The organism is Gemmatimonadota bacterium, from assembly GCA_026387915.1.
Lineage (GTDB): Bacteria > Gemmatimonadota > Gemmatimonadetes > Gemmatimonadales > Gemmatimonadaceae > Fen-1231.
Map to the genome: position 1 here is coordinate 278064 of JAPLKS010000007.1, position 26600 is coordinate 304663.

The 26600-nt window shown below is 64.8% G+C and carries 28 protein-coding genes; 13 read left to right on the plus strand and 15 right to left on the minus strand.

What is annotated here, in order from left to right; translation table 11 throughout:
* Positions 1 to 2: 2 nt before the first annotated feature.
* Positions 3 to 3293, minus strand: coding sequence for a TonB-dependent receptor (locus NTZ43_03680; GenBank protein ID MCX5766312.1), 3291 nt, complete (start codon positions 3291 to 3293; stop codon positions 3 to 5).
* 152 nt (positions 3294 to 3445) lie between these two features.
* The gene (locus NTZ43_03685) at positions 3446 to 4810 is read right to left on the minus strand and encodes an amino acid permease (GenBank protein ID MCX5766313.1); all 1365 of its coding nucleotides are present in this window, start codon (positions 4808 to 4810) and stop codon (positions 3446 to 3448) included.
* Between the two features lie 156 nt (positions 4811 to 4966).
* Here NTZ43_03685 and NTZ43_03690 point away from each other — a divergent pair, with 156 nt between their 5' ends.
* Complete coding sequence (locus NTZ43_03690; GenBank protein MCX5766314.1) at positions 4967 to 5218, plus strand: hypothetical protein; 252 nt, start codon at positions 4967 to 4969, stop codon at positions 5216 to 5218.
* Positions 5215 to 6147, plus strand: a complete 933-nt coding sequence (locus NTZ43_03695; protein MCX5766315.1) for a heme o synthase — start codon at positions 5215 to 5217, stop codon at positions 6145 to 6147. The genes NTZ43_03690 and NTZ43_03695 overlap by 4 nt, the downstream gene beginning before the upstream one ends.
* Here NTZ43_03695 and NTZ43_03700 read toward each other — a convergent pair.
* From NTZ43_03700 to NTZ43_03710, 3 genes are all read right to left on the minus strand, one after another.
* Entirely contained in the window at positions 6099 to 7427 is a 1329-nt protein-coding gene (locus NTZ43_03700; GenBank protein ID MCX5766316.1) for an amino acid permease, read from the minus strand. The genes NTZ43_03695 and NTZ43_03700 overlap by 49 nt on opposite strands.
* An 88-nt stretch (positions 7428 to 7515) precedes the next feature.
* Positions 7516 to 8694: a M24 family metallopeptidase gene (locus NTZ43_03705; protein MCX5766317.1), complete on the minus strand. Its 1179-nt coding sequence runs from the start codon at positions 8692 to 8694 to the stop codon at positions 7516 to 7518.
* A gap of 18 nt (positions 8695 to 8712) precedes the next feature.
* Positions 8713 to 9342: a hypothetical protein gene (locus NTZ43_03710; GenBank protein MCX5766318.1), complete on the minus strand. Its 630-nt coding sequence runs from the start codon at positions 9340 to 9342 to the stop codon at positions 8713 to 8715.
* Between the two features lie 175 nt (positions 9343 to 9517).
* Between NTZ43_03710 and NTZ43_03715 the strand changes: the two genes are divergently transcribed.
* Genes NTZ43_03715 through NTZ43_03725 form a run of 3 tightly spaced genes read left to right on the plus strand, consistent with a single transcriptional unit; the run spans position 9518 to position 11466 of the window.
* Positions 9518 to 10327 (plus strand): DUF92 domain-containing protein, encoded by an 810-nt coding sequence (locus NTZ43_03715; protein ID MCX5766319.1) that lies wholly within the window; start codon positions 9518 to 9520, stop codon positions 10325 to 10327.
* Positions 10324 to 10809 (plus strand): flavin reductase family protein, encoded by a 486-nt coding sequence (locus tag NTZ43_03720; protein ID MCX5766320.1) that lies wholly within the window; start codon positions 10324 to 10326, stop codon positions 10807 to 10809. The genes NTZ43_03715 and NTZ43_03720 overlap by 4 nt, the downstream gene beginning before the upstream one ends.
* A 30-nt stretch (positions 10810 to 10839) precedes the next feature.
* Positions 10840 to 11466, plus strand: coding sequence for a DUF1707 domain-containing protein (locus tag NTZ43_03725; protein MCX5766321.1), 627 nt, complete (start codon positions 10840 to 10842; stop codon positions 11464 to 11466).
* A gap of 42 nt (positions 11467 to 11508) precedes the next feature.
* On the opposite strand, the gene NTZ43_03730 is transcribed toward NTZ43_03725, so the two are convergent.
* The 3 genes from NTZ43_03730 to NTZ43_03740 are packed head-to-tail and all read right to left on the minus strand — an operon-like array spanning position 11509 to position 12578.
* On the minus strand, positions 11509 to 12045 hold the full coding sequence (locus NTZ43_03730) for an inorganic diphosphatase (GenBank protein ID MCX5766322.1): 537 nt from the start codon (positions 12043 to 12045) through the stop codon (positions 11509 to 11511).
* A 44-nt stretch (positions 12046 to 12089) separates the two neighbouring features.
* Entirely contained in the window at positions 12090 to 12266 is a 177-nt protein-coding gene (locus tag NTZ43_03735; GenBank protein MCX5766323.1) for a hypothetical protein, read from the minus strand.
* A 3-nt stretch (positions 12267 to 12269) separates the two neighbouring features.
* Positions 12270 to 12578: an STAS domain-containing protein gene (locus NTZ43_03740; GenBank protein ID MCX5766324.1), complete on the minus strand. Its 309-nt coding sequence runs from the start codon at positions 12576 to 12578 to the stop codon at positions 12270 to 12272.
* A 430-nt stretch (positions 12579 to 13008) separates the two neighbouring features.
* On the opposite strand from NTZ43_03740, the gene acs reads away from it, so the two are divergent.
* Both acs and NTZ43_03750 read left to right on the plus strand, forming a co-directional pair.
* Positions 13009 to 14970: an acetate--CoA ligase gene (gene acs, locus NTZ43_03745; GenBank protein ID MCX5766325.1), complete on the plus strand. Its 1962-nt coding sequence runs from the start codon at positions 13009 to 13011 to the stop codon at positions 14968 to 14970.
* A 133-nt stretch (positions 14971 to 15103) separates the two neighbouring features.
* Positions 15104 to 15469 carry a hypothetical protein gene (locus NTZ43_03750; protein ID MCX5766326.1) on the plus strand — a complete coding sequence of 122 codons (366 nt, stop codon included), beginning with the start codon at positions 15104 to 15106 and terminating at the stop codon, positions 15467 to 15469.
* A gap of 44 nt (positions 15470 to 15513) precedes the next feature.
* Here NTZ43_03750 and NTZ43_03755 read toward each other — a convergent pair whose 3' ends face one another.
* A complete protein-coding gene (locus NTZ43_03755) occupies positions 15514 to 15945 on the minus strand; it encodes a vitamin K epoxide reductase family protein (GenBank protein ID MCX5766327.1) in 432 nt (143 codons plus the stop codon).
* The gene (locus NTZ43_03760; GenBank protein ID MCX5766328.1) at positions 15942 to 16673 is read right to left on the minus strand and encodes a thioredoxin domain-containing protein; all 732 of its coding nucleotides are present in this window, start codon (positions 16671 to 16673) and stop codon (positions 15942 to 15944) included. Before NTZ43_03760 ends, NTZ43_03755 begins: the two co-directional genes overlap by 4 nt.
* Before the next feature lie 117 nt (positions 16674 to 16790).
* On the opposite strand from NTZ43_03760, the gene NTZ43_03765 reads away from it, so the two are divergent.
* Positions 16791 to 17636 (plus strand): alpha/beta hydrolase, encoded by an 846-nt coding sequence (locus tag NTZ43_03765; protein MCX5766329.1) that lies wholly within the window; start codon positions 16791 to 16793, stop codon positions 17634 to 17636.
* 123 nt (positions 17637 to 17759) lie between these two features.
* A complete protein-coding gene (locus NTZ43_03770; GenBank protein ID MCX5766330.1) occupies positions 17760 to 17972 on the plus strand; it encodes a hypothetical protein in 213 nt (70 codons plus the stop codon).
* 127 nt (positions 17973 to 18099) lie between these two features.
* On the opposite strand, the gene NTZ43_03775 is transcribed toward NTZ43_03770, so the two are convergent.
* Together NTZ43_03775 and NTZ43_03780 are read right to left on the minus strand one after the other, a co-directional pair.
* Positions 18100 to 18585 (minus strand): hypothetical protein, encoded by a 486-nt coding sequence (locus NTZ43_03775; protein MCX5766331.1) that lies wholly within the window; start codon positions 18583 to 18585, stop codon positions 18100 to 18102.
* 34 nt (positions 18586 to 18619) lie between these two features.
* Positions 18620 to 19150: a CDP-alcohol phosphatidyltransferase family protein gene (locus NTZ43_03780; GenBank protein MCX5766332.1), complete on the minus strand. Its 531-nt coding sequence runs from the start codon at positions 19148 to 19150 to the stop codon at positions 18620 to 18622.
* A 95-nt stretch (positions 19151 to 19245) separates the two neighbouring features.
* On the opposite strand from NTZ43_03780, the gene NTZ43_03785 reads away from it, so the two are divergent.
* From NTZ43_03785 to NTZ43_03800, 4 genes are read left to right on the plus strand one after another with little or no spacing between them, the layout of a single operon-like run.
* Entirely contained in the window at positions 19246 to 19710 is a 465-nt protein-coding gene (locus NTZ43_03785; GenBank protein MCX5766333.1) for a cyclic nucleotide-binding domain-containing protein, read from the plus strand.
* Between the two features lie 26 nt (positions 19711 to 19736).
* A complete protein-coding gene (locus NTZ43_03790) occupies positions 19737 to 20093 on the plus strand; it encodes an S-adenosylmethionine decarboxylase (GenBank protein ID MCX5766334.1) in 357 nt (118 codons plus the stop codon).
* Positions 20090 to 21508: a hypothetical protein gene (locus tag NTZ43_03795; protein ID MCX5766335.1), complete on the plus strand. Its 1419-nt coding sequence runs from the start codon at positions 20090 to 20092 to the stop codon at positions 21506 to 21508. Before NTZ43_03790 ends, NTZ43_03795 begins: the two co-directional genes overlap by 4 nt.
* Complete coding sequence (locus NTZ43_03800) at positions 21505 to 22233, plus strand: DUF2461 domain-containing protein (protein ID MCX5766336.1); 729 nt, start codon at positions 21505 to 21507, stop codon at positions 22231 to 22233. The genes NTZ43_03795 and NTZ43_03800 overlap by 4 nt, the downstream gene beginning before the upstream one ends.
* A gap of 48 nt (positions 22234 to 22281) precedes the next feature.
* Here the strand turns inward: NTZ43_03800 and NTZ43_03805 are convergent, their stop codons facing one another.
* From NTZ43_03805 to NTZ43_03815, 3 genes are read right to left on the minus strand one after another with little or no spacing between them, the layout of a single operon-like run.
* On the minus strand, positions 22282 to 24927 hold the full coding sequence (locus tag NTZ43_03805) for a pitrilysin family protein (GenBank protein MCX5766337.1): 2646 nt from the start codon (positions 24925 to 24927) through the stop codon (positions 22282 to 22284).
* Entirely contained in the window at positions 24924 to 25673 is a 750-nt protein-coding gene (locus NTZ43_03810; GenBank protein ID MCX5766338.1) for a hypothetical protein, read from the minus strand. The genes NTZ43_03805 and NTZ43_03810 overlap by 4 nt, the downstream gene beginning before the upstream one ends.
* A complete protein-coding gene (locus NTZ43_03815) occupies positions 25670 to 26581 on the minus strand; it encodes an ABC transporter ATP-binding protein (GenBank protein ID MCX5766339.1) in 912 nt (303 codons plus the stop codon). The genes NTZ43_03810 and NTZ43_03815 overlap by 4 nt, the downstream gene beginning before the upstream one ends.
* Positions 26582 to 26600 lie beyond the last annotated feature (19 nt).

Sequence of the window (26600 nt, forward strand, 5' to 3'; positions counted from 1 at the left end):
CTTTAGAACGTGTACTTCAGCGAGAACTGCATGCGGTAGCTGGACGCCGCATTCTGATCGCTGGCGAAGAAGAACGTCGGGCTGAAGGTGTACTTGGCCCGGGCACCGAGTCCGCCGGCACCGAGTCCGTCCTTCGTGATCATCGAGCCCGCTTCCTTCGACGAATACGAGAGCAGGTTCGTCGAGCCGAAGCCAGACGAGGGGTAGGAACCCCACGCGCGGTTGAGCAAGTTGGCGAAGTTGAACACGTCCCACTGGATCAGGAGGTTGTTCAGTTCCGTCTTCTCTGCACCCTTCCACAGCCCACCGATCAGTTTGCCAACGCGCTGGCGAACCGAGAGGTTGACCGTGTGGTGGAACGGTTCGGTGCAGCTGTTGCGCTTCATGATCGTGCCCACCTGAGTGGCCAGGCAGTGGTTGTTCTTGATGAACGAGTCGAGCGCATCCTGCTGCTGGGCAATGGTGACCGACCCGTTGGCCACGAAGATGATTTCGCTGGAGTCGCGCACGTTCTTCGGCACATAGATGTTGTCGTTGCCGATGCCGTCGCCGTTCATGTCGCCGCTCGACGAACCACCATACGTGTAGTGGAAGCGCTGGCCGCTCTCGCCGATGTAGATGAGCGAGATGTCCGTGCCCGTCGGCTGGAACGTGTACGACGAGTTGAACACAATACGGTGAGGCGTTTCGAAGATGGAGTGACCAAGATCCATCACGTTCTGCGCCACATTGCCGTACGACTTGCCGAACTGGTACTGCGACACGGTCGTGGACGACGTAAGGCTCTGCACGTCACGGGCGACCGTGTACGTATAGAACAGCGAGGCCTCGAAGTTGTCGGCGTAGCGGCGCGTGAGCCCGCCCGTCAACTGATACGAGTAATCCTTGCTCGAGTTGGTGATTTCATACACCTGCGTCTTGCTGTACCCGCCGCTCGTCGTGGCGGTGGTCGGGTTGTACGTGCCGCCCACGCGCACCTGGTTCAGCGGCGCCGGGCCGTACATCACGCGGCCGTAGCGATCCACACCCTGCGGACCAGACAACGCGATGTTCTGATAGAAGAGCTGATTCAAGCCCATCGAGTACAGCCCTTCGAACGTCGCCACGTAGCCGTTACCAAGGTCACGGTCGTAGCCGAGCGTGAAGCGCGAGCTCTGCGGGAACTTGAGATCCTTGGACGCGAGGTCGACTTCCGAACCCGCGGCGGCCGTGAGGCCGCTGCCGGCGCACGCCGTCGGCGGCGAGGACACGGCACCAGCGCTGAACACCGGCGGCTTGTTCGTGGTGTTGTTGCAGGTCAGCTGAGCGTAGCCCGAGAGACCGGAGTTCTGGTACTCGTTGGACATCCACACAAAGGCCGGCTGGCCAGTGAAGATGCCCCAGCCGCCGCGCAGCTGATTGCGACCGTCGCCCGTCACGTCCCAGTTGAAGCCGATACGCGGCGCGACCTGCCAGTTGCCACTCGGCAGCTGGGTGGTGTTGCGCTTGAGCGTGTCGAGAATGCTCTGATTGAGCGGCGGCGCATCGTCAAAGAACGACGCATCGGCGCGCAGACCGTAGCTCACCGTGAGGCGGTTGGTCGGCGTCCATTCGTCCTGCAGATAGAAGCTGTGCGTCCGCTGATGGAAGCGCACCGCACCGTCGGTGCCAGCCGCAGCCGGCACACCAACCTGATACGACGACGCGACCGGCGAACCGCCGCAGGTGGCGCAGGTGCCCGCGAGCGAGTCGAGCGAGTTGAACTGCCAGAAGCCGTAGCGGTTCTGACCAAACAAGTTGCGGACCTTGAACCACTGGTTCTGCGTGCCGATCGTGACGCGGTGATCGGCGCCCATCGGAATCACGAGATTTTCCGTGATTTCGTACACGTCCTGATCGAGCTGGTTCGCCTGCGACGAGCGCTCAGCGCCCGACACCAGGGAAACCGCCGTGGTCGTGCGGGCCTGCACCTGCGGGGTCGTGTTCGGAATGAACGTCACGCGCGCATCGCGAATGTGCGTCAGGCCGAGGTAGAGTTCGTTGTACGCGCCGTTATTGAACGCGCTCTTGAGCTGTGCCACCCACGCGCTCTTGTCGGACTTGAACGTGTAGCCGTTGTCGCTGAGGGCAAAGAGACCCGTCGAGCCGCGGCTGAACACGTCCTGTTCGGCGTGGCCGTAGTTCTCACGCAACGTAAGCGTGGAGTTGAACGGCAGGCCGTGGATGTCGATACGAGCGAAGAGGTTCTTGAGCGGGTTGATGTTCCCGCGGGCGTCGCCGTTGCCAGCCTTGATGCCGAGCGGCGAGAGCAGCCCCTGGAAGCGCGAGAGATCGGTGCCCGACGGGATCTGCGACACCGTGAAGGGTCCGCCCATGAACGGGCCCGTTGCCGGGTTGCCCTGTTCCTGGAACTCGGGGTTGATAAAGAAGAACACCTTGTTCTTGATGATCGGACCGCCGAGCGTCACACCGTACTGCGACTGACGATACCAGCCGAGGAACGACTGCTTGCGCGTCCACGACGAGTCGCGATAGTAGCCGTACATGCTGCCGGTGAACTGGTTGCCACCGCTCTTCGTCACGGCGTTCACGAGCAGGCCGGAGAAGTTGCCGTAGCGCACATCGTACGGCGAGAGCAACACCTGATACTGCTTGACCGACTCAATGCCGATCGACTTACCGCCAGCCTGACCGCCAGGCTGACCCGTGGACCCAAGACCGAACATATCCTTTTCGGTCGAGCCGTCGATCTGAATGTTGTTGTAGCGGTTGTTGGCGCCGGCGCCCGAAAGACCCGGGCCAGAGCTCGAAACCTGCGGCGTCAACGTCACGAAGTCCGTGAAGTTGCGGTTCAGCGTCGGAAGGCGACGCATCGCCGAATCGGTGATCGTCGTGCCGACGCCGGTCTTTGACTGCGTGATCACGGCGTCCGCCGTCACCACCACGTTGACTTCGGTCAGGAGCGCAGCCTGCGCCTTGAGCGAAATATCCACGCGCGTCGTCTGGCCAACCGTTACCGTCTGATCGCCGCGCGTCACCGGCGAAAAGCCGATGCGACGCACCGTCACCGCGTAGCCGGCGCCGACTTCGAGACCGAGGACGACATAACGTCCGTCGGGACTCGTTGCCGAGCCACGCACGATTCCAGTCTCCTTGTTGGTGACCTGAACCTGGGCGGCATCAACGGGATTCCCTGTAGCATCAGTCACGCGACCAGCGATCGTGCCGGTGGTGACCTGTGCGCTCACGCTAGTCGCAAACGTCGCCACTGCGACGAGCGCGACGAGCAGCGCGTTCCAACGAAACTTGACCATGATTTAATTACCTGCCGAAAGGGGTGGCTTTCCGTCGTTACAATTTACCCCTTTGGGCGCCGCGGTCAAACCTTATAAAGTAAAGGTCCAGTCACGCCCTGTCTGGCAGCGTAACTGGACCCTTTAGCATTACCTATCGGTACGGCGTTACGTCACAACGCCTTTTTCCCAACCGTTAGGTAGTACACGGGCACCCCCAAAGCGACCACGCCAAGCACCCCAAGAGTGCTCCACCGGCTATCGGGCTGGACCACGGCATTCCCCAGCAAATAGAGCACCGAGGCAATGAACAGCAGCGGCACAAACGGGTAGAGCGGCACCCGGAATGTGGGGGAGTAACTGGGTTTCCGCCTAAGACGGAAGATCGACGCCACCGCCAACAGATAAAACGGCAGAAAGGCGGTCACAAAAGCGTTCGCCAGCTGCTCAAAGGTCCAAAACAGGACGAAGGCCATGCCGAGTCCCGCCGTGAGCGCGATGGCCACATACGGCGTCTCGAACTTGGGGTGCACCTTGGCCACTTGCTTGAAAAACAGCCCGTCCTCGGCCATCGCAAAAAAGACCCGCGGACTCGTAAAGAGCACGGTATTGAGCGTGCCGAAGGTCGAGAGCATCACCGTAATGGACACAAACGCCACACCGGCCGGGCCAATCACCACTTGGGCCACATCGGCGGCGACGAGTTTGGAGTGCCGCATCGTTTCAATCGGGAGCACCGCCATGTAGGCGAGGTTCGCCGCCAGATAAATCGCAATCACGGCCAGCGTTCCACCAATCAGCGCCCGCGGCAGATTGCGGCCAGGGTTCATCACTTCGCCGGCGTTATAGCTCAAATCGGCCCAGCCGTCGAACGCCCAGAGCGTAGAGACCAGCGCCAGCCCAAACATCGGCAGCGTAAAACTCCCGCTCGGCACGGCGGGGGTGAAGTTGGACACGCCATTCATGGGCAGTCCAATGGCGAACGCCGCAATGATGATGAATAGCAACCCGCCATACTTGGCCGCGACCGTGACATTGCTCACCGTCGAGGCAAATCGCACCCCGACGTAGTTGAACGCCCCCGTGAGACCAATGGCCACCGCCGCCACCCACCGCACATGCCACATGTGCTCGTCAGCGCTGGGGTTGTAGCCGAGCACGCGGAAGAGATACTCAGAGAACGTGATGGCAATGGCGCCCAACGACGCCGCGCGGATCATCACCACCTGCCCCCAGCCAAACAGAAAGCCGGCGAGCCGCCCCCACCCATCGCGGCAAAACACGTACACACCACCGGTATACGGCAGCGCGCTTGCCACTTCGGCGAGCGTCAGCGCTCCGCAAATGGCGAAAATGCCGCCCGCCACCCAGACCGCGATCAGCGGGAGCGGGCCGGGAAGTTTGTCGGCAATGCCGGCGGGCAAGCGAAAGATGCCCGAGCCGATGGTCGAGCCAATAACGACGGCGAGCGCGCTCCAGATGCCCAGCCGGCGCTGCAGCTGCGCGCGGGGGGCGGTTTCCGAGGGGGACGTGGGCATCGGGGAATCGTACGGCACCGAACGCGCCGACGCGAGAGGGGCGCCGCGATTCTGCCACACCCCCAAATGGCGGATGGACGACCATCACCGTTGAGTTACACCCGACGTAAGGCGACCTTTCCAGCACAATGACACGACACCTCGCAGGCCACCGCAATGGCTGACGCAATGGCTGACGCAATCTTCTGGATCGCGACCGTCGCGATTGGACTTTCGCAACTTCTCATTCTGCGCTCGACCTGGCGCGGCATGCGGCAGGGGGTGGGCAGCACACACCCGGTACGAGAGTGGTCCTTTGCAATCGGGCCCGCGTTTGTACTCCTGTTGCTCCTCGCGGCCACCTACCAACAGATCCATCCCGAGGTCCTGCACCTGAAGGCCGTGACCCCAGCAGGGCCGCGCGCATGACCGGCAAACCGCTCGCACCGCTCCCGCCGCTCCCACCGCTCCCACCGCTCCCGCCGCCGGCCGACCGCTCTTTTAGCGCCGACCTGCTGTCGCTCACCAAGCCGCGCATCATCTCGCTGTTGCTGGTCACGACCGTCGCCCCGATGTACGTCGCGGGCTCTCCGAGTTGGCTGACCGTGCTCATCGTGACCGTGGGTGGCTACTTGATGGCCGGCGGGGCGAACGCCGTGAACATGTATTTTGACAGCGACATTGACGACGTGATGGTGCGCACCCGTCTCCGTCCGATTCCCAGCGGCCGCATGTCGCCGCGTGCGGTGATGGCGTTTGGCGTGGCCATCGCCACGGGCGCCACTTGGTTGCTCGCGCACTTTGTGAACGTGCTCACCGCGGCACTCGCGCTGGCGGGCTTCTATTTCTACGTCTTTATCTACACGCGCTGGCTCAAACGCAGTTCGCCCCAGAACATCGTCATTGGCGGCGCCGCAGGGGCCTTCCCGCCCCTCGTTGGATGGGCCGCCGTCACCGGACGCCTCGACCTCACCGCCGCCTATCTCTTTTTGATTGTGTTCTATTGGACGCCGCCGCATTTCTGGGCACTCGCGCTCAATAAACAGCGCGATTACGGCAATGCAGGCGTGCCGATGGCGCCGCTCGTGTGGGGCGAGCAACAGACCATCGTGCAGATGCTCTGGTACTCCGTGCTTCTGGTGGCGCTCACGGTGCTGCCGGTGTGCTTCGGCGCGTTCGGTATGGTCTACCTCGTGAGCGCACTCATCTTGGGCGCACTCTTTATGAAGGGCGCGCTTCACGTGTACGCGGAGCGGGTCACGGGGAACTGGGTGCGCGCGAGCTGGTGGCTCTACAAATACTCGCTGCTCTACCTCGCGTTGCTGTTCCTCGCGATGGCCGTGGATCGCCACCTGTAAACGAGCACGCCCACCCCGAGCATCGCCGTTCCCACCAGCGACATCGCGAGCGCTGAGACGTACGCGCTCACAATGCCCACCGCCGCGCACGCCACAAAAAACGCGGGCATCCACGGATAGCCGAGCACGCGGTACGGCCGAGCGAGCTCGGGCCGCGTGCGTCGCAACACGAACACGCTCGCCGCGCCGAGACCAAAGAAGATCCAGTCGGCAAAGACCACGCCTGAGAGCAGCGTGCCAATCTGACCGCGCGTCGCAAACAGCAGCACAAGACTCCAACCGCCAAGCAACATCAGCGCCACATGCGGTGAGCCAAAGCGCGGATGCACCTTCGCGGCCGACGCGAGGAACGCGCCATCTCGGCCCAACGCATAGAGCACGCGCGCGTTGGTGAGCAACGCCACATTCACAAAGCCGAAAATCGAGAGCATGGCGGCGATCGTGATGGCCGTGGCCCCGCGCGCGCCCACAAATCGCTGCGCCGCATCGGCGGCCACCGCTTGGCTCGCCGCCACGCCGTCGCGCCCAAGCGCCTTGAGATACACGAGATTCGCGCCGAGGTAGATCGCAATGACGAGCAGAATACCAATCGTGAGCGCGCGCGGCAGCGTACGGGCGGGGTCGCGAATCTCGCCCGCCACCATGTTCGTTTGCTGCCAGCCGCCAATGGTGAACAGCACCGCCACAAATGCCGCAGCAAGCCCACTCGCGAGCGGTGGCGCTGCTGGCGGCTGAGCAATAGGCGTCGGCGCTCCCGTCACCACAACGGCACCCACAATAATCAGCGTGGCGAGCGCGAAGATTTTTGAAATCGTAAAGACGTTCGCCGTGACCGTGCCAGGCTTCACGCCTAGATAGTTCGTGATTGTGAGGAGCGTGATCGTGATCGCCGCCACACCAAGGCGTCCACCAACGGCCTCGAGTGGTACGAAGCGCTCGAGATAGCCGGCAAAGCCCATCGCGACGGCAGCGATGGCACCGCTCGCGATCAGCAACAGTGTCATCCAGCCGAGCAGAAACGCCGGGAGTTTCCCGAACGCCTCGCGCACGTACACGTATGCTCCGCCCGCTTCGGGCATCATTGCGCCGAGTTCGGCGTAGGTGAGCGCACCCGCGAGCGCCACCACACCACCGAGCGTCCAGATGCCCAGCACCCACGCACCTGAGGGGAGTGCCCGCGCGGTTTCAGCAGGGGTGAAGAATATGCCGCTGCCAATGATGCCGCCCACCACGAGCAGCGACGCCGAGAAGAGCCCCAACTCCCTGCGCAACGAGCTCATGTGCGATGCTCCGCTGGAGGAACGACCGGACGGCGGACGACGATTCGCCTCGATGATGCGACACCGCGCATGCCGCGGTGGGACGACGTCAGACGACGATCAAATCGTGCTGCGTCACCTGCGGCGTGATGAGCAGGCCATCCTCACCGATGTAGCCGTTGACCTCGCTGCGCACGCCGATCTCGCCGGGAATGTAGACACCTGGCTCAATGGAAAAGCCGACGCCCGGAATGAGCAGTCGCGTTTCGCGCGTTTCGAGATTGTCGAGGTTTGGCCCCGAGCCATGAATGGCGCGCGCGTCGATGGAGTGTCCGGTGCGATGCGTGAAGTACGGACCAAAGCCCGCGCGTTCAATAACCGCGCGCGCCGCATCGTCGGCATCGGCGCCGCGAATGGGGGCGCCGGCGGCAATGCGATCGCGCACGAGCGTTTCGGCGGCCACGCGCGCGTCGCGAACGGCGGTCCATACGTCGAGTAACCGCGCCGAGGGCTCCCCAATGCAGCCCATCCACGTTTGATCGGCGTACGGGCAGTTGGGCTCCATCGCCCAGAGGTCAATGAGAATGGTGTCGCCCATCACGAGGGCGCGCGGCGCGGCGGCCGAGGGTTCGTAGTGCGGATTGGCCGCATTCGCCCCCGCCGACACATTGGGGCCGTGGTCGGTGGACAAGCCATGCGCTGCGAATTGTTCGCGCAACCAGAACATGAGATCGTGTTCGTGCAGCGGCGCGCCGGCACGCGCGGCCGCACCGGCGCGAGCAAAGGCCTCGTGCGCGAAGCTTGCAATCAACTCGGACGCACGCAGGTGCGCGGCGAGCTGCGGCGGCGTCCACACCGCAAAAAAGCGCGAAACGAGATCCGCCGAGGTGAGCACATCGGCGCCGGCGGCGCGCACCATTTCCAACACGCCAGCCGGCACACGATCCACGACCGGCACGGCATCGCCCGGTGAGTACTCCATCAGCACGCGCTTCCCCGCCACGAGCGACGCAAGATCGCTTTCGAAGGTGCGCCACGAGGCGTACACGCGGCGCTCCCACGCGGCGGGCCAATGCGACCATTGCAACTGCTCAATCGCGTGCGTGATCGCCACCGGCGTGCCATGCACCGGTACCCAGAGAAAGACGCGGCGCGACACCATCCCCGTGAGCCGCATGAACGACTGCGCGATGGGGTTGCACCCGCGAAAATCGTAGAGCAACCAGCCGTCCGCGCCGGCGTCGGCCACCGCGCTCTGAATGTCAGCGAGTGTGTCGGGAGTGAGCACGCGTGTCTCCTTTGACGCTCAGCGAGCGCCGATTGGGCGCCATTCCGCGCGCCATTCACAGGTGCCTTCACCCCGACTCACGCACCGCACCTGGTCCACCGCCCCGACCCCTCCGACCAGCAACTGCATCAGTTCACGCAGCGCCGACTCGTAGTAGGCGCAGCCTGCTTGGCGCGGCGCCGCATCGAGGGTCACCGAACCGCGCACGTCGAGCAGGATGGTCGAGCCCACGCGCCGCACGGTGCCCGCGAGATACCGCACGCAGACGCGTCGCGCGTGACGCAACGCAATGGGGCGCGAGAGGAGCGCCGGCAGTGAGAGCATCAAGCGGCGCGTGATCGGCGAGATCGTACGATACGACTGGCGCGCCAACAGCCGACCGGCCTCCCGAAACACCGCCTCCGCGTCGGGACGGCGTCCAATGAGGGTGGCAAGCGCCACCGCCTCATCAAACGTCGCGCGTTGATTCCGCTTGACCGCATCGCTGTACCGCCGGATTTGCGCCAACACCGTGTCGCTCAGCCCGAGCCGCTTGTTGCGGAGCTCGTGCACGAACTCGGTGTCCAACTCGCCCGTGGGCAGGTCCACCGTGCGGACCGCTTCGAGCAGACTCAGCGGCAGAAGCGGATCGACGGTTACGGGAGGCATCAGGGCGGCAATGGGCGAGGGAAGCTGGCTCCGAGCAAATTACAGTGGGGAGAGCGACGCGACCAGCGGCACACTAACTTTCGCTCGGGTGCTATCGTACATGTGCGCCTCCCTCGGACGCGCACGCTCGAAAGAGTTGGACGACAGACGGGAGTCTCGTATCGACCACGCTATCATGACTCGGCTTCTCGCGGGCGCTTTCGTCGCAGCGCTTTTTGCCGCGCGCGGACGCGTGACGGGCTCGCTCGACGTCACCGGTCAGTGGGCCGCGTTTGCCGTCGGTACGCTTGCCACGGCGGCCGGGTGGGGATTCGCCATGACGCTCGTTGCGTACTTTGTTGCGGCGGACGCCCTCACGCGGTGGAAAGCCGAAGAAAAACGGCTCCGCACTGCGGGTATCACCCCGCACATCGAGACGCGGGACGGCGTGCAAGTGCTCATCAACGGAGGGATGTTCGTGCTGTGCGCGATGCTCGCGGCGCAGCACGCGAACTCCCGCTGGGTGCTGGCCGCGATCGGTGCGCTTGCGGCCGCGTCGGCCGACACGTGGGCCACCGAAATCGGAACATTCTGGGGCGGACGGCCCTCCTCGATTTTGTCAGGACGGCCACTCGCAGTCGGCATGTCGGGAGGCGTCACCTTCGCGGGATCGCTCGGCGGCATCGGAGGCGCGCTGTTGGTCGCGGTAGTCGGCGCGTGGTCGTGTGGGCTCCGTGACTGGGCCACCATTGTCATCTTCACCGCGGCGGGCACGATCGGCATGCTGGCGGACTCACTCGTCGGCGCGGCACTGCAAGCCAAGCGCTACTGCGACCGCTGCCGCGAATGGACGGAGCGGCGCGTGCATCCGTGCGGGTATCGAACCAAACATGCGGCGGGGTTCTACTGGATGACCAACGACCTCGTGAACTTCATTGCCACCCTGAGCGGCGCCGCGTCGAGTGTCCTACTCGCCCGTTGGCTCTTGCCCATGCTGTCCGCATGACGACGCCCATCGATGCCGCCACCTTCCGCCGCACCCTGGGCGCGTTTGCGACGGGCGTGACCATTGTCACCGTGCGCGATGCCGCCGGCGAGGACCACGGTATGACGGTCAGTGCCTTTTCCTCGCTGAGTCTCAGCCCGCCGCTCGTGCTCGTGTGCATCGATCATGCGGCCACGTTTGCCCCGCAGGTCGCGGAGGCGCACCACATTGGCGTGAGCGTCCTCGGCGACACGCAGCAGGCGCTCTCCCAGCAATTCGCACAGTCCGGCGCGGTGCGGTTCGAAGGCGTGGACGTAGTGCGCGGCCTGACCGGAGTGCCGCTAGTGGTGGGCGCCATCGCCCAACTCGAAGGACGGATTACCGCACGACACGACGAAGGCGATCACACCATCATCATCGCGGAAATCGTGGCTGCCGCCTCGACCAACGGCGCACCGTTGCTCTACTATCGTGGGCAGTACCGTCGCCTCGCCGCCGAGTAGCGCGCTTACACCTTTCAGTCCCCCATGCCGATGAGCGAACTCGAACTGGATCGCGAGCGCGTCATTCAAACACTGTGCGCGCACTATGCAAACGATCACCTGTCCACACAGGAGCTCGAGGTGCGCTTTGACAGCGCCTACAAGGCCGAGAGCCGCGCCGAGTTGCAGCGCTTGGTCGTGAGTCTGCCCGCGTTGCCCGACACGGTGCCACCGCCGGAGCCGCTGCACGGCATGCTGTTCACCGGGGATACCCAAGTGCCGGAACGCCGCCATGTGGTGGTGATGTCGGAACTCAATAAGCGCGGCATGTGGGTGCCGCCACGCCGCACGGTGGTACGCACCGTGATGGGTTCGGTCCGGTTCGACCTCCGGGAAGCGCGCCTTGCCCCCGGCATCACCGAGTTCGACGTCACGGTGGTCATGGGCGAGGTGAAGTTTCTCGTGCCGCCGGGCGTGGCCGTCGAATGCGATGGCAACGCGTTTATGGGCGTGTTCGACGATCAGCAGTCGGGGCCGGTGGACCCCCAGGCGCCCGTGGTCCGTATTACAGGCATGGCCGTGATGGGTGTCGTCGAGGTGAAGACGCGGCTCCCGCGCGAGAGCGCGCTCGAAGCATGGCGCCAGCGGATGCTCGGGCGCGGCTCGTCGCGTTCCTAGCCCCCGGTCAGCGCGAGCCGCCCACCACCAGCACGCCCGCGATCAGGCCGCGCCGTACTTGGCGTCGTACCGCGCGATGCTTTCGGTGATGACCTGCATCGCCACGTCGCTCTTTTCCCAGCCGAGGATCTCGACGCGCTTTCCCTCGAGATCTTTGTAGATCTGGAAGAAATGCTCCACTTCTTTGAGGAAGTGCTGTGCGATGTCGGCGATGTCGAAAAACTCCTCGCTGTGCGGGTCGTGGGCCGGCACTGCGAGGATTTTGTCGTCGGGCTCCCCTTTGTCGAGCATCTTGAGCACGCCAATCGGGCGCACGTCGATCAGGCAGCCCGTAAAGGTCGGCTCATTGATGCGGACCAACACATCGAGCGGGTCGCCATCCTCGTGCAGCGTGCGGGGAATGAGCCCGTAGTCGCTCGGGTAGTTGACCGCGGAGTACAGCACGCGGTCGAGCTTGAACAGCCCGCTCTCTTTGTCGAGTTCGTACTTGTTGCGGCTCCCGCCGGGAATCTCGATGACGGCGGTGACGACTTCGGGGGGATTCTCCCCCGGGGAGAGTTCGTGCCAGTAGTGGATCATACGATGAACGGTACACGCACCAGCGGCGGCGCGAAACGGTGACGCTAGTTCTTCCGCAGGTCGCGGATGGCGCGTACCACCTGTGCCATAAAGCCTGGGCGACGCGATTCTTTGGGCGCCGGCTCGCTCGCCGGCACGTACACGCCACCGCTCCAGCGACCGCCGGGCCGCTCGGTGGTCCGGTACGCGGCCTCTTGATGGTCCGTCCAGAAATTTGCCATGCGTCAGTCCTCCATCTCAAAGAGGTATTCGAGCTTGGTCAGCTCCAGCATCTGCTGCACCCCGAGCGAGGCGCGGCGCAGTCGCACGGCCACCATCCGCTCCCTTGCGCGCTTCTGAAGCAACACCAGCACCCCGAGCCCACTGGCGTCGATTTCGACGGTCCCGGTGAGATCGACAACGATGCGCGTGGCATTTGCCACGAGTATGCGCTCTAAGTGCTCAAGCGAGGCGCGACGAAACTCGAGCCGCGTGTCGGCGACGAGTCGTGACGGCGCGTTCAGGGTAACGTGCTGAAGTTCTGTTGATAGCATCGATCAAGCTCCTGGGGTGGCAAAACCGTGCGATGTACACCCAGATGCTGTGCGAGAACCATGCCATCTCAGCCAAGTTTATAACTCGTTGTCTACAAAGAAGTTACACTGCTATCACATTATGATGCTTCCCGCGCATTGCACGCGGCGCTGGTTCCATCGCATCTTGCGCGACGGTGTCTATTTTCTTGCTGTTTCAACGCGAGCACGAATCGTCACATCGCCTGCGTTTGTGTATTCTTGCTGAACAGAAGCGTTCAAAGTGTGGATTGGTGTGATTTCCCGGCCGACTCATATCGGTGCCTCCCCGCGGGAACGTGCGCCGAAGCGCCGAGCGGCGGTTGAAGAACGCCTGCCGGACGGTGCCAACGCCGTATGCCCGTGCTAACGTATTGATGACGTGCCCTTCCGCCTTGGAGCCTGCACCACAATGAGTGACATCGACGTTCTGCTCACCGAAAATCGGTCGTTCCCGCCGTCAGCGGAATTCAGCGCTACGGCTCATATCAACGCACCGGATGTCGTGGCCGAAGCCGAGCGTGACCCTGAGGCGTTCTGGGCACGGATGGCGGACGAACTCGAGTGGATCACACCATACCAGCGCGTCCTCGATTGGAAGCCGCCGCACGCACAGTGGTTTACGGGCGGACAGTTGAACGTCAGTGCCAACTGCCTCGACCGTCACGTGCGGGGGCCGAACCGGAACCGCGCGGCCATCATCTGGGAAGGTGAACCGGGCGACACGCGCACCCTCACCTACTGGGACCTGTACCGCGATGTTCAGAAGTTCGCGAATGTCCTCAAGTCACTCGGGGTGCGCAAAGGTGATCGGGTGGGGATCTACCTGCCGCTCGTGCCAGAAGCGGCCATCGCGATGCTGGCGTGCGCGCGGATTGGCGCCATTCACAGCGTGGTGTTCGGTGGGTTCTCGCCGGAATCGCTGAGCGACCGCATGAACGACGCGAGGGCCAAGGTCATCATCACGGCAGACGGCGGCTATCGCCGTGGCCAGGTGGTGCCGCTCAAACGCAACACGGACAAGGCGCTGGAGAGCACGACGACCGTCGAGCATGTGATCGTCGTGCAACGGCGTCCGGGCGGACTCGGCGACGAATCGTTTGCCGACATGCAGGAGGGGCGCGACCACTGGTACCATCGTCTGATGCAGCACGCCGCGCAGACATGCGAGCCGGAACCGATGGACGCCGAAGATGTGCTCTTCATTCTATATACGTCTGGCACCACCGGTAAACCGAAGGGGATTGTCCACTCGACGGCCGGCTATCTCACCGGTGTCACCGCGACCACGAAGCTCGTCTTTGACCTCAAGCCATCGGATGTGTTTTGGTGCACCGCCGATGTGGGTTGGATTACTGGCCACTCCTATTTGGTGTACGGCCCGCTCTCCAATGGCGCGACGTGCGTGATGTACGAGGGCGCGCCTGACTGGCCCGAGCGCGACCGGTTCTGGGACATCTGCGAGCGACGCGGCGTGACGATTCTCTACACCGCCCCAACGGCGATTCGCGCGTTCATGAAGTGGGGCGACGAGTGGCCGGCCAAACACGATCTCTCGCAGCTCCGCCTGCTCGGCACGGTCGGTGAGCCGATTAACCCAGAAGCGTGGATGTGGTATCACCACAAGATTGGCGGCGCGCGTTGCCCGATTGTGGATACGTGGTGGCAAACGGAGACGGGAGCGATCGTCATTTCGCCGTTGCCGGGGCTCACGGCCACTAAACCGGGAAGCGCGACGATGCCCCTGCCGGGCTACACGGCGGCGCTGCTCGACTCACTCGGCGAAGTCATTGCGAAGGGCGGCGGGCTGCTCGCGCTCACCAAGCCGTGGCCATCGATGCTCCGCACCATCTGGGAAGACGACGCGCGGTATGTGCAGACGTATTTCTCGAAGTGGGAGGGGCGCCCAGATCTGTATTTTCCAGGCGACGGCGCCAAGCGCGACGATGACGGCTTCTACTGGATTCTTGGGCGCGTGGACGACGTGCTCAATGTGGCCGGCCATCGCATTGGCACCATGGAAGTGGAGAGTGCGCTGGTGGAGCATCCCTCGGTGGCTGAGGCGGCGGTCGTCGGCAAAACGCACGAGGTAAAGGGCCAAGCGATTGCCGCGTTCGTGACGCTGCGCGAAGGGTTCCATAAATCGACGGAACTGCGCGACGACCTGCGCGAGTTCGTGGCGCAGAAGATCGGCGCGCTGGCGCGGCCGGACGACATCATCTTTAGCGCCGATCTCCCCAAGACGCGCTCAGGGAAGATCATGCGACGATTGCTGCGCGATATTGCCGAAGGGCGGGCGCTGGGGGACACGACGACGTTGGCGGATCCGTCGGTGGTGGCGTCGTTGAAGGAGCAGTACGAAGACAAGGAGTGACCTCTACAGCCGTTCACGGTTAACGGTAAACGGTTAACCGTTAACCGCTTACCACGCAGGCCTTCCGGCCATCGTATCCGAGTATCCGAGTATCCGAGTATCCGAATACGCCCCTGTATCGTCATTAGAGACCATGTTCGATAAACTGCTCCCCGAGTCCCTGTTCCCCCGCAAGCTTCCGCCGGCGTCTGATCGCCGGTTGCGGCTGGCGCACGCGCGTGCGGAAGAAGCGATCGCGCGGGCGCACGTTGAGAATGCGCTGACATTCGTCGACACGCTCGCCGAGGCCATGACATTTGACCGGGCGATCGACACGTATGTTCGCGTGATGGGCGTGCCGGAGCCGATGGCGAGCACGATTGTCACGCGGGTGCTCGTGGTACTGGGGCAGGAGCTCCTGCCAGCGCGGCGCGCGGTAGAGCCGCAACCCGAAGGGATGCGGCCCAAACTGCGGCTGGCCGACGCGTCGAACCGCGCGGGGTCTACGAAGCAGGCGTAGCCGCTCGGGCGAGCCGCGCGGCTCGCCCGAGCCAAGTGCGTCGGCTACGCGGCGTCTGCGCGGTACTCGCGCCAGTCGAGCAAGGCGAGCGCAAAGAGCGCGCAGGTGATGAGGGCACTCACCACGCAGTAGCGGCAGATGGCGTGCAGCTCAAAGACCTCGAAGTAGGTCAGGAACCCCGAGAACGCCACGCCAAAGCCGGTGAGCGCCAGCAGAAGCGCGCTTGGCGCACGCGACTCTATCCAGCGATCGAGCGTGCCGGCGGTAGCCACCGCGAAGGTGCTCAGGTAGAAGCCGAGCCCCCACACGGCAATCGGGAAACCGAAGAGCGTGGACCATTTACTGGTCTGCACGATTTCGCACTCGCCGGTGCCACACGCGAGATGGCCGATGTAGCCGAGCTTGTAGAGCGTGAGGTAGAGCGCGAGGAAGGCGCCCGCGAGTGCGAGCGCCGACACGGCCATCCGCTTACTCACTTCTTGGCGTCCGTCTTTTTAGCGTCCGCCTTCGGGGCGAGTCCCTTCCGCGCGAGTTCGTCGTCGACGAGCGCTTTGAACTTGTCGTACGGCAGATCGCCACTGTACAGCTTGTCGCCAATAATGAACGTCGGGGTGCCATCCACGCGGCGCGCCTGCGCTTCGGCGGCGTTCCCCTTGATGCGCGGGATCATGCGCTGCGAGTCGTAGCACTCCTCAAACTTCTTGACGTCGAGGCCGAGTTCCTTGGCGTAGCCGACCATCGCACCCTTCGGCTTTGTGGTGGCCGCGGTATTCCATTCGGTCTGGCCGGCAAAGATGCGGTCATGCATGGCCAGAAACTGATTTTGTTCGTTGGCGCACGCGGCGGCGTTCGAGGCTGCCCAAGTGTTCTTGTGCATGGGGAGCGGAAAATCGTAGAAGCGGATAGCCACCGTGCCGGGCTCAATGAGGCGCTGACGAATGTCCGGCTCGCTCACCTGCGCAAAGGAGCCGCAGAGCGGGCATTCGAAGTCGGCAAACTCAATCACCTGCACCGGCGCGTCTTCGCGGCCGACGAGGTAACTCTGCGCCTTGGCGATCGGGATGGTGTCGTCGAACTTGATGACCTGCGACTGCGAGGCGCTGGTGACGAGGTAGCCGATCACGCCGACGCCCACCACGGCGATGCCGACGAGAATCCCCACAAACGACTGGTTCTTGGTCTTCTGCACGGACTTCTTCGCCACGTATTCCTCTCAGTCAGTTGGGCAGATGCTGCTGGCGGCGCCGGATCGGCGCCTTGGTTTGTTCTGGGTGGAAGCTAGCGCCACTGAGAGCCGCGTGACAGGTTGCACCCGTCTCCCGTGACCGACTCCCTTCGCATTCCTGTGGGCCCCGGCGCCCTGCATGTCGCCCGCTTCGGCTTTGGCGATCGGGCCGTCGTCTTTGTACACGGGTTTGGGACGTCGAGTTTCCTCTGGCGCGCGGTCGCGCCGGCGCTGCCGCTGGGCCAAGTCACCGCGTACGCAGTGGATCTCTTCGGCCACGGCGAGTCGGATCGCGCCGCAGAGGCCGACTACGGCATCACCGCGCAGGCGGCGTATCTCGATCAGGCGCTCACGGTGCTGCGCGTCTCGAGCGCGGATGTCGTGGCACTCGACGTGGGATGTGCGGTGGCGCTGGCGCTGGCCGCCCGACGCCCCGCGCGCGTTCGCTCACTCGTGCTGATCAACCCCGTGGACCCCGCGGCACCTCGCGCCGACGACTTGGCGCTCCTGCAGCGGTTGGCGGCCCGCAACCTGTTTGACGCTTCGCGAGGACAAATGGGCGCACGGCTCCTGCTCGCACCGCTGCTCGAGCAGGGGGTGACGGATGCCGCGCACATGCCTGAGGCGCTCGTCCTCCGCTACCTCGCGCCGTTCGTTGGGAGCGAAGGGACGCGGCAACTCCTGGCCATCGCCCGGGCGATCAACGACCGCGCCCTGCGGGGCGTAGAATGGGAGCGGGTGAGCGCCCCGACGTTGGTGATTCGGGGCGAACGGGACCCTTGGGTGCCAGAGGCGGTGTCCTCCCAGCTGGCGGCTCGACTCCCAGACGGCACGCTGCGTCGGATTCCTCAGGCATCGCGTCTGGTGCCTGAAGATGCACCCGAGGAACTCGCGGCCCTACTGGTTGAGTGGGTTACTCAACGCCAAAAGGATACCGAGTAACCCTAGGATTCGGGCCTCGGATTGGTTATTTTTATCAGGATAGCTTTAAACCTTAAGCCCGTATAAATGAGCCATAAGAAGACAATCAGAGCCCCGCGCCGTGCGAGTGTCGAACCGACGCCCATGGACCAGGCTCGGGACGAGTTGTTTCAGCACATCATGCGGTGCGACGTTCAGGGTTCCGACCCCGAGCACCAGAAGGAATGGTTCGACGAGACAATGGCATACATGGCCGAGCGGTATTTTGAACTTGCCGCCACGGACCTCGCCGGTCTCCGCACGCTGGGCGAGCGGTTCGCACAGCCTGCCAAGACGAACCAAGCGATTTCGGCGTAGCAACGGTTTTAGAAACGGGGATGCCAACTGGCTTCCCCGTTTTTCGTTCGCCGCGACGCTTCTGGGTTTCCACCGCCGACGGCGTCCCCCGCCGGGATTCGCCGCGCCGCGCCCGTACCCGAGTGCGTTATCGCGCGCTGTTCCGCGCACGTCGTAGCACCATCCCGACGCGCACGCCGCCACCAAGCCCCAGTTCAACGGCTGGGCGCCACCCGCCGCGCACGGGTCCTTCGATGCCAGCCACCAGCAGCAGATAGCCCTGCGCCCGCTCGCGCTCGGACCACCGGAGCGATACGCCGCCCCCGCCGTAGTAGCCCCACGGAAGTTCGCCAAAAGGGTCGAGCAGAAAACGTGTGGTGGCGTCGACGCGAGCTGAGCTGCTCGCGCGACCGTTGTTCCAATCGCCTCCGGCCGCGGCATCAACGGCGATGCGTGCGTAGTAGCCGGCGCTCAGGATGAACCCCGCACCCAGTTCGAGCGCCGGTGCGCCACGCACCAGAAGGTCGGCTCTGAGCTCCGGTTGGAAGTCGGCGCCAATGGTCGGCGCCTGCTGCGCGAGAGCCGTACCGGCGAAACTGAGGAGAGCCAGCAGCGCCAGCAGCGATACTCCCACACGCGGCGCTCGCCTCGCACCCCCTGTGACGCGCCTACCCACGGGCCCGCGCCCGATGCAACGCCCAGGTGTAGTCGATAACGGAATAGACGGACGCCACGCCGATGAGGGCCAAGGACCAGGGGACCAGCGCGGGGCGCAAGAAGACGAAGGCGAGGGTCGCCAACTGGAGCACCGTGACCACCTTGCCGCTCTGCCGCGCGACGAACGTCACTTTGCGCAAACTCGGCATCACGCGCGCGGTGAGGAACCCTACGGCGGTCATGAAGTCGCGGAGAATGAAGATGGCATACTGCCAGGTCCCGATCACATCGTCGAAGAGCAGCGAGCAGACGGCGGCGAACACGAAGAAGCGGTCGGCGACGGGGTCGATGAGCGCCCCCCACCGGCTCGTGGTGCCGCGGGTGCGCGCGATGTAGCCGTCGAGGAAATCGGTCACACCGGCGGCCGCGATAAGCGCGAGACGCACGTCGGTGTCCTTCCACAAGACGAACGCGGCGGCGAACGCCAGTCGCGAGAGCGAGATGACGTTCGGGAGCGTCGCGAGCGAGTCGCCCTTCTTCATAGTGCGTTGAAGCTAGACGGCGGCGGACGCGCTTGCCAGCGTTGCACGCGCGCTCTAGCTTCGCCCGTAGTCCCTCCTGCCCCGGATCTACGCCCATGGCTGACGTCACCGACCTGCTGCGGCATGTCGCCATTTTCAAGGATCTCGACGACGGCGAACTCGCCCGCGTCGCCGAGGTATGTCGCCCGCAAGAGTATGTAAGCGGCGAGTATGTCTTCCGTGAGGGGGAGCCTGGCAATCGGCTGTACTTGATAGTGCTGGGGGAGGTGCGCATCAGCCGCAACATTCCCGGCAGCGGAGAGGAAGCGCTGGCGGTGCTCAAGGCGGGCGCCCTATTTGGCGAGATGTCGGTGTTCGACCGCAGCGAGCGCTCCACCGATGCGATCTCCAATGGCGGCACCCGCTGCCTCACGATCTCGCGACCGGACTTTGAACTGCTGCTCGACTTCAATCGCGAACTCGCGCACAAAGTGCTCTGGTCGTGCGTGCGCGTCCTCTCGATGCGCCTGCGATCGACGAACGACTCACTGCGTTCGTTCCTCGCGATGAGCATGTTCTAGCCTCTCGCCCTCCGCGAGGCCACCGCATGACCCAACCGCTCGGCGTGCCCCTCCTCGTCCACCGCACCGCAGACTTCCGCGGCGTGGCGGCCGCGTTGTTGCGCGACGCCTCGGCGCTCTCCGGCTTGATGTTGAGTGCGGCCGGAGCGGCGGGGCTTTCCACGGCGGAGCCACCGCTCGTGCGCACGCTACCGCGCGACGGCGTGGCCGCCGTGTTGCTGCTCGACATTGGGCACGTCACCGTACACACGGTACCCGCACGCGAGCTGCTCCTGCTCGACTTGCTGCTGCCGCAGGGACGCGATCCCCAGAAGGCGGTGGACGTCTTTGCCCGTCGTTTGGGAGTGGCAGAGGCTCGGCCTGGTCGACTGGAACGCGGGTGAGTCGTCCGGCGCTGGCGTACGTCGCGCTTCTGGTGATCGGCGCCGCCTGGAATGTGATCGAGGGCAGTCGTGCCGCGCAGTCACTCAAGCTTACGCGGCTGCATCGCACGCTCGCCGCGCTCGTGGCGTTCTTGACCGTGCCGGCATTGCTCGTCTGGGTGGCGGCGCACGCCGCGGAAACCGCGCGTGCTGTGCACATCATCCACCCGCTGCTCGCGGTGGTCGCACTCCTCGCGTTGCTGTTGGCGATTACGGCGGCGGTGACGCGACGCACGCACTGGCTGGTGGCGCTGCCGGTGGCGGCGTGGAACGCCGTGGTGCTCTGTACGGCGTCTGTCACCATTGCTGGAGCGCGCACGGCATTGCCGTGGGAACTGCAGGCTGTGGCCGTGGCGCACGCGAGTGCACTGGCGCATTGGCTTGGACCGATCACGCTTGTCGGTGCGTGGCTCGCCCCGATGCCCCTGGTGATCGGCGCGGCGAGCGATGCCGGCGCGATGCGGCGCGCGGCGCAGTACGTGCTGGCGGTGTGCGCGGCGGCGGTCGTGACGGTGGTGGCACTCGCCTATCCACCCGCACTCGAGGCCACCGCGAGCTATGCGCCGTTTGGTGCTACACGCCCTGAGTCACCGAGCGCGAGTCCGTTCGTCACCGCGCTCTCGATTCTCCCGGAAGTGCGCGCGGTCCCGTCGGCCACGGCGTTGCGCGCCGACCTTGAGCTCGCGGACACGCTCGGCGTTGGCGCGCTATTTGTGCGTGTTGCCAAGGGCGGAGGCACGGCGGCCGCCCTCGACTCGTTGCAACGGGCGTTGGAGCCCGCACGTCGCGACTCCACGCTGTTGATGGTGTCGATTGCTCCTGCGGAGCGCGACGTGGAAGCGGTCATGCGTCGGCTCCGTCCGGACTATCTCGTGCTCCGCGACGTTCGCACCGTTGCCGACGCTCGCGAGGCCGCGACGTTGGCGCATCGCCTACGGCCGGCGACGCACGTGGCGTTACTGGTGCGCGGCGACAACGCGAGCGACGCGGCGATGGTGACGGACGCTGGGGGATTCGGCATTGACGCCGTCTTGCTCTCGCTCACGCCCAGCGTGCGCGGCGCGCGGCGCGATGCGGACGGACTTGCCGCCCTCGACGGTTGGATGGCGCGCGCCACATTGCCGCGCGAGTACTGGGTGCTCGCGGAAGGTGCACCGCTCACCTTTGGGGAGTCGGCGCAGCGGCGACTCCTTCACCACGTGTTGGCGTGGGCGGCGGCGCGCGCTGGGGTGCGGGGGGTCGTCGTGGCGCAGGCGGGCGACTACGACCGCGTCACAGGACTCCGCGCTGCGAATGGACGCTGGCGTCCTGCGGTCGCCGATCTGCAACAGCTCATTCTCTCGTTGTCCGAACCCTTCATCTCCCCCACGCCATGACGCCGGCGATCCAGCTCTTCACCGCCGAAACCCTCACGTTTCTGCGCGCCCTCAAACGCAACAACCGTCGCGAATGGTTTGAGGAAAATCGCCCGCGCTACGAACGTGCCGTCCTCACACCGCTCCGGGCCCTCGCCGAAGAACTCGACGTGCGCTTTGCCACGCTGGCGCCGGAGTTTGTGGGCGACCGCAAGCGTTCGCTCTTCCGCATTCATCGCGATGTGCGCTTTAGCAAAGACAAATCCCCGTACAAAACTCACGCCGCGCTCTGGGTCTTCCACCGATCGCCGGGACGCGGCGTGGGCAAGGAAATCGATGGCGGCGCGGGATTTTACTTTCACATCGAGCCGGGCGCGTCCATGGTGGCAGCGGGACTCTGGATGCCGCCGCGCCACCTCCTCACCAAAGTGCGCGAACATTTCGATGCCGACCTCAAAGGCTGGGAGCGTGCCGTGCTCGCCCCTGCCTTCCGCAAACGCTTCGGCGGTCTGACCGACGACGAGCCGGGCGTGTTGCTCAAACGGTTGCCGCGCGGCTACGAGGAAGGGCACGCCGCCGAACGATGGCTGCGCTTCAACTCGTTTACGGTGGGCCGCAGCTATTCCGACAAGGACGTGCTATCACCGCGCGTGGTGGACACGGCCATGAAGGACTACACCGCGATGCTCCCGATGGTGCGCTGGCTCAACCGAGCGCTCGGATTCCTGCCGGCGTCATCACGATAGCGGTTCGCGCCCACGAGCACCGTGCGCGGGACGCGACCCGGCGTGGTCTCAGCCGCCGCGCCCGCGCACGATTCCTTCAATACGCCGAGCCGGATCAAACCAGCGTCGCGCTGCAGCACGCATATCGCGTGCGGTCACGTGCCGGATGCGCGTTTCGTAGTCCGCGAGCTCCTTGAGCGAATGGCCAAAGAGCCACGCGTCGGCCATATCGCCAGCCACGGCGCCGCCGCTCTCCCGATGAATGGCCCACGATCCAAGCGCATACCGTTTGGCATGCGTGAGCTCGTCGTCGGTGACGTCTGCTTCACAAAAGCGCGCGAACTGCGCAAGCAAACCGTCGCGCGCCGCCATTTCCTTTTCCGGCGACATCGCGATGTACGCGGCGAATGCACCAGCTCGGTAGCGCGGCACGGCGGAGGCCATCACGGTGTAGGCGAGCGACTGCCGTTCGCGGAGCTCCGAAAAGAAACGACCGCCGAGGCCGCTGGCGACGCCGGCGAGCATCGCGGCGTCGAATCGGGATTCATCACCGCGCGAGGCGCCCGGAAAGAGCATCGCCAGCGCGCTCTGCGACTTGTCGCGGGGATCAGCACGTTCCACCGCGGCCGTTGGCCAAGGCGGCGGCGCTGTTGTGTTCCCTGTAGCGGGCGAAAGCGACCCAAAGTACCGAGCGACCATCGAGGCCACATCGTCAGGATCCGCATCGGCCACACACACGAGTACACCGGGCGCTTCGAGCGCCTGCGCCGCGTGCCAGCGATGCAGCGCGTCGGAATCAATAGCACGCACGCTCTCTGCGGTCCCCAACACGGACCGTCCGTAGGAATCCCCTTCCCACGCGGCGCTTGTGGCGAGCGCGATCGGCCAGCGGTACATGTCGTCGCGCAACGACGCGATGTTGGCCAGCGCCACCGCACGTTCAGACTCCAGTGCCGACGCACCATAGGACGGACGCTGTACCACATCCGCCAGCAACTCGGCGGCCTCCTCGAGTCGGCGCGCCGGCACGGAGATGGTCCACTGAAAGCCGTCAGCGTTCGCGGCCGCCGATAACACGCCGCCCAAATATTCACTATCCTCGGCAATCCGCTCGGCGGTCCGTCGTGCGGTTCCCTTCAGTGACGTGCGCGCCATCAGCGTGGTGATGCCGCTATTGGCCGCCGTTTCGTCGGTCGCGCCGCCGCGCACGAACCACCCGAAGTAGCCGATGGAGCCCGGATGCCGCTGCACGAGCAAGGGCACGCCGCTCGCGGTGCGGAAGATGTGGACGCCTGCTTCTTCGCGCTCAAACACCCAGCCGCGTGCGCCGGGCACCGGCGTGGGAGACGGCGGCCGACCAATCGCGCTCAGCGACTCGGGCGTTTGCGCATTCAGTTGGCCAAGCATGTCGGCGGCGCTCGAGGCAAAGGCGGATGCCGCGGACGGGCGGTACGCAACGACGGCCGCGCGCTCGGGCGCGAGCCAGCGTTGGGCCACGTCGGTCACAGCGGCGGCATCCACCGCCAGCATGCGCTCGACGTAGTCGGAGCCCATCTGCCAATCGCCGAGCAGTTCCCACGCGGCGAGGTGATTGGCTTGCCCTTCCATCGTCTCACAGCGCCGGAGCCACGCGGCCTCGAGCACGCGACGCGCACGTAACACTTCGTGCGCCGTCACATCGCCGTCGCGCACGCGCCGCACTTGATCCCACGCGGCGCCGAGTGCGGCAACGCTGCTGTCGGCGCGCGCGGCAGCGTGCACAATGAAGACGCCGAGATCGGTGGGCGTGTAGTTGTTGGCGGAGATGGAGGACGCGAGGCGGCGCTCGCGCACCGCGCGGTACAACCGCGATGCGCGTCCGCCGCCGAGCAACGTGGCAAGGACGTCGAGGGCCGGGGTGTCCGGGTGATCGGTGCCTGGCGTGCGCCAGCCCATCAACAGTTCCGCTTGGGCGACGTCACCGTGAAACTCGTGGTACCGAAATGCCTCGACGGACGCGGTTGGCTCGTCCGCGCCAGGCGTGCGCCGCACGACACCGTCTGGAATCCGGCCATAGTGCTGCTCCACCAGCGCGATGGCCTCGGCGGGATCCACATCGCCGACGACCGCGAGCACGGTGTTGGACGGGCGATAGTAGTTGCGATAAAACCGCACCAAGTCATCGCGGGTAAAAGCGCGGAGCGCGTCCTCACGCCCCATGCGCCACCGGCGAATGCGATGCACGTCGTGCAGTTTTTCGAACAGCGTCTCCGTGGCCAGCGACGCGGGGTTGTCGTGTTTGCGCTTGACCTCTTCGATAATCACTTCGAGTTCGCGCGCGAGTTCGCCGGCATCAATCACCGAGTTCGCGTAGGCGTCGGCTTGCACCGCAATCCCCGCCGCGAGCCCCGAGGACGGCAGCACCGTGTAATAGTGCGTGTGATCGTAGATCGTGCCGGCGTTGAGATAGCCGCCGCTCGCTTTGGTTTCGCGCGCGATTTGTCCCACGCCGCGCGTGGGGGTCCCCTTGAAGTACATATGTTCGAGGACGTGCGCGATGCCGACCTGCGCGTCGGTTTCGTCGAAGTAGCCGGCCTTGACGTAGGTCACGATTGCCACGACCGGCGCGCGCCGATCGCGGCGCACGAGCACGCGCAATCCGTTGGCGAGCGTCGTGCGGTGCACCGAGTCCGGCGCGATGACACTGTCCAGCAGGCGGGGGGCCGGCTTTGTCATCGCTGCAACGATCCTCGTCGCAGCGCGATCCATCCCACCAACCATGCCCCGGCTCCGTATCCTACCACGAGCCAGAACTTCGACAGATCAATCGGTTGGCCACTGTACAGTGCGCCGCGCGTTTGATCGAGCGCCTGAGCCGGCGGCAACACGCGCGCCAACACCGCCACCCAGCTCGGCACCGCGTCATTGGCCGTCGCGGAGAGTTGCTGCGTAATGGTCGCCGCGAGATACGACACCATCAGCACGCCACCGTCAAACCGCGTGAGTGCACCGAGGGCAAGGCCGATGCCGCCGAGCAACACCCACGTGAGTGCCGCCGCCTGCACGGCGCCCCACACCGACACGTGCGTGGTCGCAAGGCCCCACCCCCAGGCCAACACGCCAAACAGTGCCACGAATGCCGCGCCATGCAGCAGCATCGCCTGCAAGTAATAGCGATCCATGGCCACCGGCTTGGAGAACAGAAAACGGAAATGTCCTTTCTGCCGATCTCCAGAGAGCAACCCGACGACGGCGAAATACGCGCCGAGCGGAAGGAAGTTCGTGATGGTGTTCAGAAACATTTGCTTCGCGAAATTCTGCCCGTCGGGCGAGGTCCAGAAGTTTGGCCCCGCGTTGTGGGTCATGCCAAAGCGCGGGATGGCGGCGAGCATCAGCACGAGAAAAAATGGCAGCGCGCCGCGCTGCATCAGGTAGTCGCCCACCTGATAACGCGCATACCGTGCGATCCTGAACGGGCTCATGCGGGGGTCCCCACGGCAGAATGAAAGGCCCGCTCCAGCGCACTCTCACTCGGCACCAGTGCGGTCACGAGCGTTCCCTCGGCGATGGCCGCGGTGAGGGCCGTATTTAACTCGAGCACGCTGATGATCGGCACCACAATCTCGCCGTTGCCCTCCAGCGCGGCGCCGGGGAGCCGCGCCAACAAGGCGTCTGCGCCCGCGGCAACACGAATACGGAAGGCCATGCGGTCGGGGGTCACGCCCCCGCCCTTCACTTCAACGATGCGCTGAATGCGCCCCTTGTCGATAATGGCCACACGATCAGCGAGCCGTTCGAGTTCATCGAGATTGTGCGAGGCGATAATGATCGTGCGGTCGGGCCGCCGCAGCTGGATGACGAGATCACGAAACTTTTGCGTCCACACGGGATCGAGCCCGTGCGTGGGTTCGTCAAAAATGACCACCCGTGCATCGAGCAGCAGCGCTTGCGCGAGTCCGAGGCGCTGAAAGTTTCCCTTGGAGAGCGCCTTGAGCCGCTTGCCGCGATGCTCACCAATGGCGAGCGCCTCGACCACGCGATCCACTTCGGCGTCGAGCCGATCGGCCGACACGCCGGAGAGGACCGCGAGACGGTACAATGCGGAGTTGAGGGTCCAGTACGGCGGCAGCGCCATTAGTTCGGGCAGGTAACTCACGCCGGAGCGCTCGACATAGCGCCGCGGGGCGAGCCCGTCGATGGTGATGGTGCCGCGCGTCGGTTGGAGAAAACCGAGCATCAGCGCGAGCAACGTGCTTTTGCCCGCGCCGTTGGGGCCCGCGATACCGAGGATTTCTCCCGCGCCAATCTCGAGCGTCACGTCCTGCACGGCGTGCACTGGTTTGCCGAACGGCGAGCGATACGTCTTGGCGACGTCCCGGAGGACGATCATGAGGCTCCTCTGGGAGACG

What these genes read in the sequence shown, in the direction of transcription:
- NTZ43_03780 (MCX5766332.1), bottom strand. Translation starts at nt 19,150, where the DNA reads ATGAAGAAGGGCGACTCGCTCGCGACGCTCCCGAACGTCATCTCGCTC.
- NTZ43_03725 (MCX5766321.1), top strand. Translation starts at nt 10,840, where the DNA reads ATGAGCGAACTCGAACTGGATCGCGAGCGCGTCATTCAAACACTGTGC.
- NTZ43_03785 (MCX5766333.1), top strand. Translation starts at nt 19,246, where the DNA reads ATGGCTGACGTCACCGACCTGCTGCGGCATGTCGCCATTTTCAAGGAT.
- NTZ43_03750 (MCX5766326.1), top strand. Translation starts at nt 15,104, where the DNA reads ATGTTCGATAAACTGCTCCCCGAGTCCCTGTTCCCCCGCAAGCTTCCG.
- NTZ43_03690 (MCX5766314.1), top strand. Translation starts at nt 4,967, where the DNA reads ATGGCTGACGCAATGGCTGACGCAATCTTCTGGATCGCGACCGTCGCG.
- acs (MCX5766325.1), top strand. Translation starts at nt 13,009, where the DNA reads ATGAGTGACATCGACGTTCTGCTCACCGAAAATCGGTCGTTCCCGCCG.
- NTZ43_03680 (MCX5766312.1), bottom strand. Translation starts at nt 3,293, where the DNA reads ATGGTCAAGTTTCGTTGGAACGCGCTGCTCGTCGCGCTCGTCGCAGTG.
- NTZ43_03685 (MCX5766313.1), bottom strand. Translation starts at nt 4,810, where the DNA reads ATGCCCACGTCCCCCTCGGAAACCGCCCCCCGCGCGCAGCTGCAGCGC.
- NTZ43_03740 (MCX5766324.1), bottom strand. Translation starts at nt 12,578, where the DNA reads ATGCTATCAACAGAACTTCAGCACGTTACCCTGAACGCGCCGTCACGA.
- NTZ43_03800 (MCX5766336.1), top strand. Translation starts at nt 21,505, where the DNA reads ATGACGCCGGCGATCCAGCTCTTCACCGCCGAAACCCTCACGTTTCTG.
- NTZ43_03815 (MCX5766339.1), bottom strand. Translation starts at nt 26,581, where the DNA reads ATGATCGTCCTCCGGGACGTCGCCAAGACGTATCGCTCGCCGTTCGGC.
- NTZ43_03695 (MCX5766315.1), top strand. Translation starts at nt 5,215, where the DNA reads ATGACCGGCAAACCGCTCGCACCGCTCCCGCCGCTCCCACCGCTCCCA.
- NTZ43_03715 (MCX5766319.1), top strand. Translation starts at nt 9,518, where the DNA reads ATGACTCGGCTTCTCGCGGGCGCTTTCGTCGCAGCGCTTTTTGCCGCG.
- NTZ43_03700 (MCX5766316.1), bottom strand. Translation starts at nt 7,427, where the DNA reads ATGAGCTCGTTGCGCAGGGAGTTGGGGCTCTTCTCGGCGTCGCTGCTC.
- NTZ43_03810 (MCX5766338.1), bottom strand. Translation starts at nt 25,673, where the DNA reads ATGAGCCCGTTCAGGATCGCACGGTATGCGCGTTATCAGGTGGGCGAC.
- NTZ43_03730 (MCX5766322.1), bottom strand. Translation starts at nt 12,045, where the DNA reads ATGATCCACTACTGGCACGAACTCTCCCCGGGGGAGAATCCCCCCGAA.
- NTZ43_03790 (MCX5766334.1), top strand. Translation starts at nt 19,737, where the DNA reads ATGACCCAACCGCTCGGCGTGCCCCTCCTCGTCCACCGCACCGCAGAC.
- NTZ43_03735 (MCX5766323.1), bottom strand. Translation starts at nt 12,266, where the DNA reads ATGGCAAATTTCTGGACGGACCATCAAGAGGCCGCGTACCGGACCACC.
- NTZ43_03805 (MCX5766337.1), bottom strand. Translation starts at nt 24,927, where the DNA reads ATGACAAAGCCGGCCCCCCGCCTGCTGGACAGTGTCATCGCGCCGGAC.
- NTZ43_03720 (MCX5766320.1), top strand. Translation starts at nt 10,324, where the DNA reads ATGACGACGCCCATCGATGCCGCCACCTTCCGCCGCACCCTGGGCGCG.
- NTZ43_03770 (MCX5766330.1), top strand. Translation starts at nt 17,760, where the DNA reads ATGGACCAGGCTCGGGACGAGTTGTTTCAGCACATCATGCGGTGCGAC.
- NTZ43_03710 (MCX5766318.1), bottom strand. Translation starts at nt 9,342, where the DNA reads ATGCCTCCCGTAACCGTCGATCCGCTTCTGCCGCTGAGTCTGCTCGAA.